Source organism: Agromyces sp. NPDC060279, assembly GCF_042726785.1.
GTDB lineage: Bacteria > Actinomycetota > Actinomycetes > Actinomycetales > Microbacteriaceae > Agromyces.
Window position 1 is genome coordinate 1 of the sequence record NZ_JBHXBK010000007.1, and the last position, 12218, is coordinate 12218.

Below are 12218 nucleotides of genomic sequence, written 5' to 3' on the forward strand. Positions count from 1 at the left end.
GTCGGCGACGGCGTACGCGGCGATGCCGAGCGTCGAGACGAGCAGCACCGCGACGCTCGCGGCGAGCCCCTTCCCGAGCGCGCGCCACGCGCTCGGGCGCCGCTGTCTGCCGTGCCGTGCCGCCATGGCGTGCGCTCCCCCGGACCGGCCAGGTCGATGGCCGTCGCAGCGACAGGATAGCGGGATGCCCCGGCCACCACCCGGCGCTCAGGGGCGCGAGTCGGCGGCGGCAGCACGCTCGGTTCAGCGGGCTCGACTCAGCGCGTTCGACTCAGGGCGCTCGACTCAGCGCGCTCGACTCAGGGCAGCGAGTGCAGCACGGCCGCGAGGCCGGCCTCATGGATCGCGCCCGTGACCTCGCTCGCGACCTCGCGCACCTCGTCGGGCGCCTGGCCCATCGCGACCGCCCGGCCGGCGGAGCCCGCCCAGCGGAACATCTCGATGTCGTTGCGGCCGTCGCCGACGGCGAGCACCCGGTCGAGGGGGTGGTCGATCCAGCCGCGCACGCGCTCGAGCGCGGTCGCCTTGTTGACCCCGTCGGGGGCGATGTCGAGCCAGGCGGTCCAGCCGATGGCGTAGCTCACGTGGTGCAGTCCCATGCGGTCGACGATCTCGAAGAACTCCTCGAGGCCGTGCTGGCGGCTGCGCACGACGACGCGCGTGGCCTGCTGACCGAACAGCTCGTCGAACGGCACCTCGCGGGCGCGGTCGAGGTTCCATTCGGTCATGCCGGCCGTGTAGAGGCGGTAGCCGTCGCCGAGCTCGATCATGAACTCGCCCGACGGCAGCACTGCGCGGATGCGCTCGAGCACCGCGGTCGGGTCGAAGACCTCGACGAACTCACGGCGGTACCCGTCTTCGGCGGTGTCGTCGCGGCGCATGGTGACCGCGCCGTTCGCGCAGACGACGTACTCGGGCTCGAGGCCGAGGGAGCGCAGCACCGGCCCGGTCGTCGACCAGGAGCGCCCGGTCGCGAGCGTCACGTGGTGCCCGCGCGCGACGGCGGCGGTGACGGCCTCGGCGACGGCGTGGTCGATCGACTCGTCTTCGTGCATGACGGTGCCGTCGACGTCGAGGGCGACGAACCAGCGGTGCTCATCGGCGAGCGCCTGCGACGACGGGCGCGAGCCCGCCGAGGCATCCGCCGTCTGCTCGACGATGGTGCGCACCCGGGGCTCGCGACGATCGCTCATCGCCGCACCGGCTCCAGCACCTCGAGGCCGCCAAGGTAGCCGCGCAGGGCCTCGGGCACCACGACCGAGCCGTCGGCCTGTTGGTGCGTCTCGAGGATCGCGACGATCCAGCGGGTCGTCGCGAGCGTGCCGTTGAGGGTCGCGACGGGCGCCGTCTTGCCGCTCTCGGTGCGGTGGCGGATGTCGAGGCGACGCGCCTGGAAGGTCGTGCAGTTCGAGGTGGAGGTGAGCTCGCGGTACGCGCCCTGCGTCGGCACCCAGGCCTCGACGTCGTACTTGCGGGCCGCGCTCGAGCCGAGGTCGCCGGCCGCGGTGTCGATCACCCGGTAGGCGAGGCCCAGGTCTTGCAGCATGCCCTCCTGCCAGGCGAGCAGGCGCTCGTGCTCGGCCTCGGCGTCGGCGGGGTCGATGTAGCTGAACATCTCGAGCTTGTTGAACTGGTGCACCCGGATGATGCCGCGGGTGTCCTTGCCGTGCGAGCCCGCCTCGCGGCGGTAGCACGTCGACCAGCCGGCGTAGCGGATCGGGCCCTCGGAGACGTCGAGGATCTCACCCTGGTGGTAGCCGGCGAGCGCGACCTCGCTCGTGCCGGTCAGGTAGAGCTCGTCGTCGGGCAGGTAGTAAATCTCGTCGGCGTGGGCGCCGAGGAAGCCGGTGCCCTGCATGATCTCGGGCTTCACGAGCGTCGGCGTGATGAGCGGCACGAACCCGGCCCGGATGGCCCGGTCGAGCCCCATGTTCATGAGGCCGAGCTCGAGGCGGGCGCCGACGCCCTTCAGGTAGTCGAAGCGCGCCCCGGACACCTTCGCCCCGCGCGCCATGTCGATGGCGTCGAGCAGCTCGCCGAGCTCGAGGTGGTCGCGCGGCTCGAAGTCGAAGGCCGGCACCTGCCCGACCTCGCGCAGCACCACGTAGTCGTCTTCGCCGCCGGCGGGCACGCCGTCGAGCACGACGTTGCCGATGCGCTGCACGACGGCCTGGAAGGCGGCGTCGGCCTCGTTCGCGGCGTGGTTCGCGTCTTTCACCGCCTGCGCGAGGCGCTGCGCCTGGGCGACGAGTTCAGCCTTCTGCTCCTTCGGCGCCTTCGCGACCTGCTTGCCGAAGGCGTTCTGCTCGGCGCGGAGCGTCTCGAACGCGGTGATGGCGGTGCGGCGCGCGGCGTCGGCGGCGACGGCCTCGTCGACCAGCTCGGGAGACTCCCCGCGCAGCTCCTGCGAACGCTTGACCAGCTCGGGGTTTTCGCGGAGCAGCACGGGATCGATCACCCCGCAAGTCTAGCCGGGACCGCCCACACGGGCCCGCCCCGCCGACGGGCCCGGCGCCGGGCTCCCGGATCCGCCCCCGGCGATGCCGTACCGTTGGCGTGTGGCGAGCGAAACGACCGCCGGCGGCCCGGCGACCGACGATCAGGCTGCGCGCCCGCGCGCCGCCGTGATCAGCAACCCGACCAAGCAGGGCCTCGACGCGCTGCGCGCCGCCGTCGAGCGCGCCGAGGAGCGGCAGGGCTTCGCGCCCTCGCTCTGGATCGACACGCTCGAGGACGACCCCGGCAAGGGCATGGCGCTCGAGGCGCTCGAGGCGGGCGTCGATCTCGTGATCGCCGCGGGCGGCGACGGCACCGTGCGCTCGGTCGCGGCGGGCCTCAGCGGCAGCGGCGTGCCGATGGGCATCGTGCCGCTCGGCACCGGCAACCTGTTCGCGCGCAACATCGACGTGCCGGTCAATGATCCCGACGACGCCGTGGTGCTCGCCTTCTCCGGCGCCGACCGCACCGTCGACGTGCTCGTCGCCGACGTCGTGCGCCCGAGCGGCGCCCAGGAGTCGCACACCTCGCTCGTCATGGCCGGCATCGGCATCGACGCGGCCATGATCTCGAACACCAACCCCGAGCTGAAGAAGCGCGTCGGCTGGCTCGCCTACGTCGACGCGGGGCTGCGCTCGCTGCCGGCGTCCCAGCCGTTCCGCATCACGTTCCGGATGGATGCCGGTCGCCACCACCGCTCGCGGGTGTCGAGCATCCTCGTCGCGAACCTCGGCTACCTGCCCGGCAACATCGAGCTCGTCCCCGACGCCGAGATCGACGACGGCCGCCTCGACGTCGTGCGCCTGCAGCCGCGCAACCTCTTCGGCTGGCTGTTCGTGTGGCGCACCGTCGCCTGGGAGAACCGGGTGCTGCGCAAGAGCGCCTTCGGCCGCCAGCTCATGGACCTCACCGGCGGCGACCGGCACCGCGCCGTCGCCTACTCGCGCGGCCGATCGGTCGAGATCGACATCGACGGCGAGCCGCAGGAGTTCGAGATCGACGGCGACGAGTTCGGCGAGATCGTCTCAGCGCGCTTCCGGGTCGACCCCGCCGCGCTCACCATCCGCGTCCCCCGCTGAGGCGGGAGCCGCGGGCGGTTCGGCCGGCTCGGCGCGGCTCGCGATCGCGGACGCGGCACCGATGACGAGGATGCCGAGCACCGCGAGCGCACCGGCCCGCGCGGCCGGCGTCGCGAGATACGGCCGCAACTGGGCGAGGGCGGCGTCCAGGCGTTGGGCGTCGCTCCACAGCCCCGGGTCACCGGAGAGCTGGGAGGTCGCGCCGGAGCCGGCCCAGATCACGAGCCCCGCCGCCACCAGCACGGCGGCCCCGAGCCCCACCACGCAGGGATTCGCCCGGAGCCGGACTCCGCGACGCGCCCGCAACAGCCCGAGCGCCACGGCGAGCAGCACCGCCCCGCCGGCGCCGACCTCGAGCAGCGCCGGCGCGAGCCACCATCGCAGTTCGCTCCAAGGGTTCTGGAAGAAGGGACCGCGGAAGTTGGTCTCGTCCGCGACCCCGGCCCACAGCCACCAGGCCCCGAACAGCACGAGGAGTGCGCAGAATCCGTAGGCGCCGGCGAGCCAGCTCAGCGACGTCCGTCGGGCCTCCGCGCTCTCGATCGCCGCGTCCTGCTCGGCGGAGGGGATCCGGTCGGTGGGCGCGACCGCCGACCGCTGCACGGTCGGCGTGCCCTGCGAGGCATCCGCCCGCGGTTGCTCCTCGCCCGGCCCGGGCACGTAGCCGCGCTGAAAGCGCGCATCGAACCGCGGGTCGAGCTCGGTCATCTCAGGCCTCCGGCTCCCCGGAGAGGATGCCGCGCAGCCAGTCGCGCGCCTCGACGAAGACGCCGTCGTCGTACTTGGAGTGGTACTGGATCTCGCGCCGGTCCGCCCGCGGGTAGGAGCCGAGAAAGATCACGTTGGGTGAAAACCGCCGCAGACCCAGCAGGGCATCGGCCACCCGCTCGTCGCGCACGTGCCCCTCGAGGTCGATCACGAAGCGGTAGCGGCCGAGGGCGTCGCCGATCGGGCGGGACTGGATGAGCGAGAGGTTCACGCCCCGGGTCGAGAACTGCTCGAGCATCGCGAGCAGCGCGCCGGGCTCGTCGTCGGGCAGCTCCACGATGACGCTCGTCTTGTCGGCGCCGGTGGGCGCCGGCAGTTCGCGCGAGCGGCCGACGAGCACGAAGCGGGTGACCGCGTTGGGGTTGTCGCCGATGTCGCTGGCGAGCACGTCGACGTCGAGGAGTTCGACGATGCCGGGCGGGGCGACGGCCGCGTCGGCGCGGTCGCCCTCCTCGAAGAGGCTCGCGGCGGCCTGCACGTTGCTCGTCGCCGGGATGTGGCCGTGCTCGGGCAGGTGCTGCTCGAGCCATCCGCGCGACTGGCCGTAGGCGACCGGGTGGGCGTTCACGATGCGCACCTCGGCGAGCGCGGTGCCACGCCGGGCGACGAGCACGAAGTTCACCGGCACGAGGTACTCGCCGATGATGCGGAGGCCGGGCACCGTGGCGAGGGCGTCCTGGGTGGCGCTGACGCCGCCGTCGACCGAGTTCTCGATCGCGATCATGGCGGCGACGGACCGGCCTGCCACGACATCGGCGAGCGCCTCCCCGACGTTGTTGACCGGCCGCCAGTTCGTGCCCTGCGCCTCGGGGACCTGCTTCAGCGCCGCCTCGGTGAACGTGCCGGCCGGGCCCAGGTAGGAGTAACTGGGGGTGGGGGCCGGCGCGTCCGTCATGCCGCGAGCCTAGTCGAGCGCCGGGCGGCATCCCGTCGCGCGTCCGCCGGCCTTCCCTGAAATACTGCGAGGCATGCAACGGGTCGTTCCGAGCGACGCGGAGCGCCGCGCCGCGCTCCGCCGGATGAAGACGATCGCGACGGCGCTCCTCGTCATCGCCGCGGTCGTCTTCGCCGTGTCCTTCGCCCTGCAGGACCGCCTGCCCTGGCTCGGCTACGTGCGCGCCGCCGCCGAGGGGGCGATGGTCGGCGCGATCGCCGACTGGTTCGCGGTGACGGCGCTGTTCCGCCGGCCGCTCGGCCTGCCGATCCCGCACACGGCGATCATCCCGACCCGCAAGGACGAGATCGGCGCGAGCCTCGGCGCCTTCGTCGAGCACGAGTTCCTCTCGGACGAGGTGGTGCTCGGCAAGCTGCGCTCGGTCGAGCCCGCCCGGCGTGCCGGCGAGTGGTTGCGCGAACCGGCGCACGCCGAGCGGCTGGCCGCCGAGGCATCCGTCGCCGCGAATGCGCTGCTCGAACTGCTCGGCGACGACGACGTGGAGCAGCTGCTCGAGCAGCTCGCCCGGCGCCACCTGCTGGAACCCGAGTGGGCGCCCGCGATCGGCCGGGTCGGTGCCCGGCTCGTCGCGGCGGACCAGCAGCGCCCGGCGATCGACGCGCTGCTCGCACGCGCGGAGGGATGGCTCGACGCGCACCCGGAGGCGTTCGGGAGCATGGTCAGCGACCGGCTGCCGCGCTGGGTGCCGAAGCTCGTCGACCGCTTCGTCGACGACCGCGCCTACCGCGAGGTGCTCGCCTTCGTGCGGGCCGTGCGCGCCGACGACGCGCACCCGCTGCGGCTCGCGATCGACCGGTACCTGGGCGACCTCGCCGAGAGCCTCCAGCACGACCCGGCGACGATCGGCAAGGTCGAGCGGCTGAAGACGGAGTTGTTCGACAGCCCGCGGGTGCGCGAGTTCGCGGGCGAGGCCTGGGCGGCGGTGAAGAACTCGCTGACGGCGGCGCTCGCGGATCCGGAGAGCGAACTGCGGCGAGGCCTCCGGCTCGCCCTCGTCGAGCTCGGCGCGCGCCTCGCCGCCGACGAGGGGCTGCAGGCGAAGGTCGACGGCTGGCTGACGGATGCCGCGGCCTACGTGGTGCGGAACTACCGCTCGGACATCGCGGGCGTCATCACCGAGACCGTGGAGCGCTGGGACCCCCGGGAGACGACCGAGAAGCTCGAGCTGCAGGTCGGCCGGGACCTGCAGTTCATCCGCATCAACGGCACCGTCGTCGGCGCGCTCGCCGGCCTCGCGATCTTCAGCGTCGCCACCGCCCTGCACGCCCTCCTCTGACTGCGCCGCTCCGACTGCACCCGCCGCTCCGACCGCGAGCACTGCTCCGACTTGCCCAACTTTCATGAAAGTCGGGCAACCCCGGCTCGAGGTGACGAGACTTGCCCAACTTTCATGGAAGTTGGGCAACCCCCCTCAGCGGAACAGGGCGGAGTGGAAGACTAGGCGCATGCACGAGCGAGCGGGAACACCGGCCCTCGAGGCCGATCTGATCGACGTCGACGCCCTGGTCCGGGCCTACTACGAGCTGACGCCCGACGTGTCGGTTCCGGCGCAGCGCGTCGCGTTCGGTACCTCGGGGCATCGCGGCTCGAGCCTGACGTCGAGCTTCAATGAGACCCACATCCTCGCGATCACGCAGGCGATCGTCGAGTACCGCACGGCGCAGGGCATCACCGGTCCCCTCTTCATCGGCGCCGACACGCACGCCCTCTCGGCCCCCGCGCAGACCACCGCGCTCGACGTGCTCGTCGGCAATCAGGTGCGCGTGCTCGTCGACGAGTTCGACGACTACGTGCCGACGCCCGCACTGTCCCGCGCGATCATCGCGTGGAACGCCGACCCCGCCCGCCGCGCCGAGGGCGAGGCCGACGGCATCGTCATCACCCCCTCGCACAACCCGCCGCAGGACGGCGGCTTCAAGTACAACCCGCCGCACGGCGGCCCCGCCGACAGCGACGCGACGAGCTGGATCGCGAACCGCGCGAACGAGCTCATCGAGGGCGGCCTGGCCGAGGTCAAGCAGGCCGAGCCGAGCGCGGTCGAGACGTACGACTTCCGCAGCGCCTACGTCGAGGACCTCGCGAGCATCATCGACTTCGACGCCATCCGCGAGTCCGGCATCCGCATCGGCGCCGACCCGCTCGGCGGCGCCTCGGTCAACTATTGGGCGGCCATCCGCGACCGCTACGGGCTCGACCTCACCGTCGTGAACGAGCTCGTCGACCCCGCCTGGTCGTTCATGACCCTCGACTGGGACGGCAAGATCCGCATGGACCCGTCGAGCCCGAACGCGATGGCCTCCGTCGTCGCGAAGGCCGGCGACTTCGACCTGCTCACCGGCAACGACGCCGACGCCGACCGGCACGGCATCGTCACCCCCGACGGCGGGCTGATGAACCCGAACCACTACCTCGCGGTCGCGATCGAGTACCTCTTCGCGCACCGGCCCGAGTGGCCGGCGGATGCCGCGATCGGCAAAACGCTCGTCTCGAGCTCGATGATCGACCGGGTCGCGGCGTCGCTCGGCCGGCGGCTCTGGGAGGTGCCGGTCGGCTTCAAGTGGTTCGTGCCCGGTCTCATCGACGGCTCGGTGGGCTTCGGCGGCGAGGAGAGCGCCGGGGCATCCTTCCTCCGCTTCGACGGCTCGGTGTGGACGACCGACAAGGACGGCATCCTGCTGTGCCTGCTGGCCGCGGAGATCCGCGCGGTCACCGGGAAGTCCCCGTCCGAGCTCTACCGCGGCCTGGTCGAGCGCTTCGGCGACCCCGCGTACGAGCGGACGGATGCCGCCGCCACCCCCGAGCAGAAGACCGCCCTCGGCCGGCTCGACGGCGACGCGATCGCGGCAAGCGAGCTCGCGGGCGAGCCGATCACCGCGAAGCTGTCGCGCGCGCCGGGCAACGACGCCGCGATCGGCGGGGTCAAGGTCGTGACCGAGGACGCGTGGTTCGCGGCCAGGCCGAGCGGCACCGAGGACGTGTACAAGGTGTACGCGGAGTCGTTCCGCGGGCCTGAACACCTGCGGCTGGTGCAGGCGGAGGCGCAGCGCATCGTCGGCGAGGCGCTCGGCGGGTAGCTCGGTTACTTCACCGAGAAGTAGCTGACGGTGCCGCCGCCGGCGATCGCCTCGTCGACGTCCCAGTAGTCGGCGTCCTTCGTGTGCCCGCCGACCCAGATGCGGGTGCCGGCGTCGCTGTGCTCGACCCGGGTGACGATCGCCGTGTGGTCGCGGTCGCCCGAGGCATCCCAGTCGAACTGGGCGATGTCGCCCACCTTGACCTGCGCGCGCTGCGAGTCGTCGAGCGGGGTCGCGAGGTCGGGTCGGCCGAGCAGCCAGTCGCGCATCGCCGTCGAGCTCGACCAGCTCGCCGACATCGCGCCCGTCCCGGCGTCGTAGTACCAGCCGCCGTCCATCGTCCAGCCGCGGGCGATGAGCGACTGGCTCGTGAAGTTGGCGCAGTCGTTGCCCGAGATCACCGTGTAGGCGTCGGTGTTGTAGTCGCTCCAGTACGCGAGCACGTAGCCGAGCTGCGCGTCGATTCGCGGGTCGCTCGTGTAGGTGAGGCTGAGCTCGCTCGGCACGGCGACCGGCGAGGCGGCCGCGACGAGCGGATGCGCCGCCGTGAAGGAGGCGGTCGCAGGCGAAGCGGGGGTCTCCGCGGCGACCGCGGTGCCGTCGGCCTCGGTCATGGTGACCGCGACCGAGCCGAGCGCAGTCTCGGCGACGGCGGGCACGGCGAAGGTGAGCTGGTCCTCCTCGGCGGAGACGATCGTCGCGGCGGTGCCGCCCACCTGCACCGCGGCGACCTCGTCGAGCGACTCGCCCTGCACCGTGACCTGGGTGCCGCCGGTGAAGGGCGCCGCCGCGACGGAGAGGCCGCTCGTGACGACGGGGGCCTGCTCGACCTGCGAGACGGTGGAGCCGCCGGGGGTCACGGTGAGCTCGTCGCCGCTCGCGACGTGCGGCGCGGCTTCGGCGGCGAGCGAGGCGGGGGCGGGCGCGCCGTCGGCGCCGGCAGCGGACACGGCGCCGAAGGCGGTCACGCCGAGGATCGCGCTGGCTGCGGAGAGGGCAGCGACCCGGCGGATGCCTCGGGCGCCCGGGCGGCGGGTGCCATTGGCGGCGCGGGTGCCGCTCGGGGCGCGGGTGCCGCTCGGGGCGGCGCGGTGCTTCGGGCGGCGGGCAGGGGTGTCGGGGGAAATGTCAGGCACTGAGTCAGGAGTCCGGGTTGGGGGAAACGGAACCTGGACACCCCATCATGCGTTTTTGTGAGGATTCTTCCCGAATCCTGGGAGCCCCGTGAGAGCGCGGTCACCGGGCCACGCCCCGCCCATTCACCCCGCGGGAGGAGATCGTCGCATCGGGAGGATGCCTCGAGGCATCCACTCCTCCCCCGGCGCGAATCTCCTCCGCTGGCCCCGGCCGGGCTACTCCTCGTACTCGGGGGCGGCGGGGAGGCCGAAGAACTCCTCGAGCGTCGTGATGCCGCGCTCGTGCATCTCGGTCGAGAGGTCGACGCCGACGTAGCGGAAGTGCCACGGCTCGTACTCGTAGCCGGTCACCTCCATCTTGTCGGCGGGGTACCGCAGGATGAATCCGAAGCGGTACGCGTTGTCGCGCAGCCAGATGCCCTCGTCGGTGTCGCCGAAGCACGCGTCGAGCGAGCAGTCCCCCGACTCGGCGCCGATGTCCATGACGAGGCCGGTCTGGTGCTCGCTGTACCCGGGCCGTGCGGTGAGCGTGTCGTCGCCGTCGTAGATCTCTTCCTGCGTGGAGTACGAGCGGTAGGCGCTGTTCGAGGCGAGCGCCAGGCCGGCTTCGCTCGAAGCGGCGTCGAACATCTCGACGATGGCGTCGGAGGCCTCCTGCCGCATGAGCGGCTCCCAGGTGTGCGCGACGGGCACCTCGACGAGGTCGGCGGGCTCGTAGTCCTGCGGGTCGAGGGGGCGCAGCTTGTCGACGACGACCCAGATGCTGTCGGGGTCGTCGATCGAGTGCGCGGTCATGTCGAAGACGGGCACGGACTGCGCCGGGGGCGCGGTCTCCGGCGTCGGCCGCGGAGTGGGGGTCTCGCTCGCCGCGCCCTTCGCCCCGCTCGGCGACGCACCGGCGGGTGCCCCGGAGGCGGCGCCGACGACGAACGCGGCGATCCCGATCAGCGCCGCGGTGAGGGCGAGCGCGACGATCATGCGGCGGCGGTGCACCGCCTCGCTGACGACTGGGCGGGGGGAGCTCTCAGACACCCTCCGAGTGTACGTCCGGCCGAATGGGAGTCCCTGGGAATCCGAGCGTGAGAGCGCTCTCTTGACAGCGCGGAGCGGCCCGCCTAGAGTCGCAGCGCCGAGGCCCGATGCGCAGCAGCGCGGGGAACACGGGCCCGCACGACGACGACACCGACCCTCCGGAGGAACGCCCATGACCGATGCGACGGAAGCCTCCCGCCCGGGCGAGCCGCGGCGCGCCTTCCCCGATTCCTTCCTCTTCGGTGCCGCGACCGCGGCGTTCCAGATCGAGGGCGCGGCCTTCGAGGGCGGGCGCACGGCGTCGATCTGGGATGCCTTCTGCCGAGTGCCCGGCGCGGTCATCAACGGCGACACCGGCGACGTGGCCTGCGACCACTACCACCGCATGCCCGAGGACGTCGCGCTCATGCGCGAGCTCGGCCTGCAGACCTACCGCTTCTCGACCTCCTGGTCGCGCGTCCGCCCCGACGGCGGCCCGGTGAACCCCGAGGGCATTGACTTCTACTCGCGGCTCGTCGACGAGCTGCTCGGCGCCGGCATCAAGCCCTGGCTCACCCTCTACCACTGGGACCTGCCGCAGTCGCTCGAGGAGCAGGGCGGCTGGACGAACCGCGACACCGCCTCGCGCTTCCGCGACTACGCCCTCAGCGTGCACGACGCGCTCGGCGACCGGGTCGACGTCTGGACGACGCTCAACGAGCCGTGGTGCTCCTCCTTCCTGAGCTACACGGCGGGCGCGCACGCGCCGGGCCGCTTCTCGAAGGCGGACGGCCTGCGCGCCGCGCACCACCTCATGCTCGGTCACGGGCTCACGATTGAGGCGCTTCGGGAGCGGGATGCCTCGCTCGACCTCGGCATCACGCTGAACCTGACCGTCGCGAAGCCCGTCGACCCCGAGCGACCGGGCGACGTGGATGCCGCGCGCCGCATCGACGCGGGCTTCAACCGGGTGTTCCTCGACCCGATCCTGCGCGGCGAGTACCCCGCGGACTTCCTCGCCGACCTCGCCGAGATCGAGCTCGGGCACGTGCTCGAGGAGGCGGTTCAGGACGGCGACCTCCGGACCATCAGCGCCCCGATCGACACCCTCGGCGTGAACTACTACCACGGCGAGCTCCTGAGCGACCGGCCGGCGGAGCATCCGCTGCTCGCCCAGGCGCCCACCGCCCGCGAGACCCGCTCGCCGTTCCCGAACGGCGACGGCGTCTTCTGGCACCCGCAGGGGCTGCCGCTCACGGCGATGGAGTGGGAGGTACAGCCGGCGGGCCTCACCGAGCTGCTCACCCGCGTGCACCGCGAGTACACCGGCGAGCGAGGCATCCGCCTGTACGTCACCGAGAACGGCGCCGCGTACGACGACGACGTCGAGGCCGACGGCGAAGTGCCCGACGTCGAGCGCGCCGAGTTCCTGGAGCTGCACCTCGGCGCGATCCTCGACGCGATCGACGAGGGCACGCCCGTGCACGGCTACTTCTACTGGTCACTGCTCGACAACTTCGAGTGGGCCTGGGGCTACGAGAAGCGCTTCGGCATCGTGCGCGTCGACTACGACACGCAGGAGCGCACGGTGAAGCGGAGCGGGCGCACGTACCAGCGGGTCATCCGCGACCGCGCCCTCTGACCCCGCCCCCATCTCGACTTGCCCGACTTTCATGAAAGTCGGGCAACTCGAGAAGCG

10 protein-coding genes are annotated in these 12218 nt (G+C 72.4%); 4 read left to right on the forward strand and 6 right to left on the reverse strand.

Annotation, left to right across the window (positions count from 1 at the left end; translation table 11 throughout):
* Positions 1–299 precede the first annotated feature (299 nt).
* Together ACFWE1_RS15545 and serS are read right to left on the reverse strand one after the other, a co-directional pair.
* Positions 300–1193, reverse strand: a complete 894-nt coding sequence (locus tag ACFWE1_RS15545) for an HAD family hydrolase (RefSeq protein WP_376934312.1) — start codon at positions 1191–1193, stop codon at positions 300–302.
* On the reverse strand, positions 1190–2458 hold the full coding sequence (gene serS / locus ACFWE1_RS15550) for a serine--tRNA ligase (RefSeq protein WP_376934313.1): 1269 nt from the start codon (positions 2456–2458) through the stop codon (positions 1190–1192). Before serS ends, ACFWE1_RS15545 begins: the two co-directional genes overlap by 4 nt.
* 100 nt (positions 2459–2558) lie before the next feature.
* On the opposite strand from serS, the gene ACFWE1_RS15555 reads away from it, so the two are divergent.
* Complete coding sequence (locus tag ACFWE1_RS15555) at positions 2559–3575, forward strand: diacylglycerol/lipid kinase family protein (protein ID WP_376934314.1); 1017 nt, start codon at positions 2559–2561, stop codon at positions 3573–3575.
* Here ACFWE1_RS15555 and ACFWE1_RS15560 read toward each other — a convergent pair.
* Together ACFWE1_RS15560 and pheA are read right to left on the reverse strand one after the other, a co-directional pair.
* A complete protein-coding gene (locus tag ACFWE1_RS15560; protein ID WP_376934315.1) occupies positions 3522–4283 on the reverse strand; it encodes a hypothetical protein in 762 nt (253 codons plus the stop codon). The genes ACFWE1_RS15555 and ACFWE1_RS15560 overlap by 54 nt on opposite strands.
* Position 4284: 1 nt before the next feature.
* The gene (gene pheA / locus ACFWE1_RS15565; RefSeq protein WP_376934316.1) at positions 4285–5238 is read right to left on the reverse strand and encodes a prephenate dehydratase; all 954 of its coding nucleotides are present in this window, start codon (positions 5236–5238) and stop codon (positions 4285–4287) included.
* Between the two features lie 73 nt (positions 5239–5311).
* Between pheA and ACFWE1_RS15570 the strand changes: the two genes are divergently transcribed.
* A complete protein-coding gene (locus ACFWE1_RS15570; protein WP_376934317.1) occupies positions 5312–6574 on the forward strand; it encodes a DUF445 domain-containing protein in 1263 nt (420 codons plus the stop codon).
* 169 nt (positions 6575–6743) lie between these two features.
* Complete coding sequence (gene pgm / locus ACFWE1_RS15575) at positions 6744–8372, forward strand: phosphoglucomutase (alpha-D-glucose-1,6-bisphosphate-dependent) (protein WP_376934318.1); 1629 nt, start codon at positions 6744–6746, stop codon at positions 8370–8372.
* Between the two features lie 5 nt (positions 8373–8377).
* On the opposite strand, the gene ACFWE1_RS15580 is transcribed toward pgm, so the two are convergent.
* Together ACFWE1_RS15580 and ACFWE1_RS15585 are read right to left on the reverse strand one after the other, a co-directional pair.
* Positions 8378–9508, reverse strand: a complete 1131-nt coding sequence (locus ACFWE1_RS15580) for an amidase domain-containing protein (protein ID WP_376934319.1) — start codon at positions 9506–9508, stop codon at positions 8378–8380.
* 216 nt (positions 9509–9724) lie between these two features.
* Complete coding sequence (locus tag ACFWE1_RS15585; protein ID WP_376934320.1) at positions 9725–10540, reverse strand: M15 family metallopeptidase; 816 nt, start codon at positions 10538–10540, stop codon at positions 9725–9727.
* Positions 10541–10712: 172 nt separating this feature from the next.
* On the opposite strand from ACFWE1_RS15585, the gene ACFWE1_RS15590 reads away from it, so the two are divergent.
* Positions 10713–12161 carry a GH1 family beta-glucosidase gene (locus ACFWE1_RS15590; protein WP_376934321.1) on the forward strand — a complete coding sequence of 483 codons (1449 nt, stop codon included), beginning with the start codon at positions 10713–10715 and terminating at the stop codon, positions 12159–12161.
* Positions 12162–12218 lie beyond the last annotated feature (57 nt).

Bases quoted from the DNA above. Each gene is read 5' to 3' on its own strand.
- pheA (WP_376934316.1), bottom strand. From the start codon at position 5,238: ATGACGGACGCGCCGGCCCCCACCCCCAGTTACTCCTACCTGGGCCCG.
- ACFWE1_RS15545 (WP_376934312.1), bottom strand. From the start codon at position 1,193: ATGAGCGATCGTCGCGAGCCCCGGGTGCGCACCATCGTCGAGCAGACG.
- ACFWE1_RS15560 (WP_376934315.1), bottom strand. From the start codon at position 4,283: ATGACCGAGCTCGACCCGCGGTTCGATGCGCGCTTTCAGCGCGGCTAC.
- ACFWE1_RS15590 (WP_376934321.1), top strand. From the start codon at position 10,713: ATGACCGATGCGACGGAAGCCTCCCGCCCGGGCGAGCCGCGGCGCGCC.
- pgm (WP_376934318.1), top strand. From the start codon at position 6,744: ATGCACGAGCGAGCGGGAACACCGGCCCTCGAGGCCGATCTGATCGAC.
- ACFWE1_RS15570 (WP_376934317.1), top strand. From the start codon at position 5,312: ATGCAACGGGTCGTTCCGAGCGACGCGGAGCGCCGCGCCGCGCTCCGC.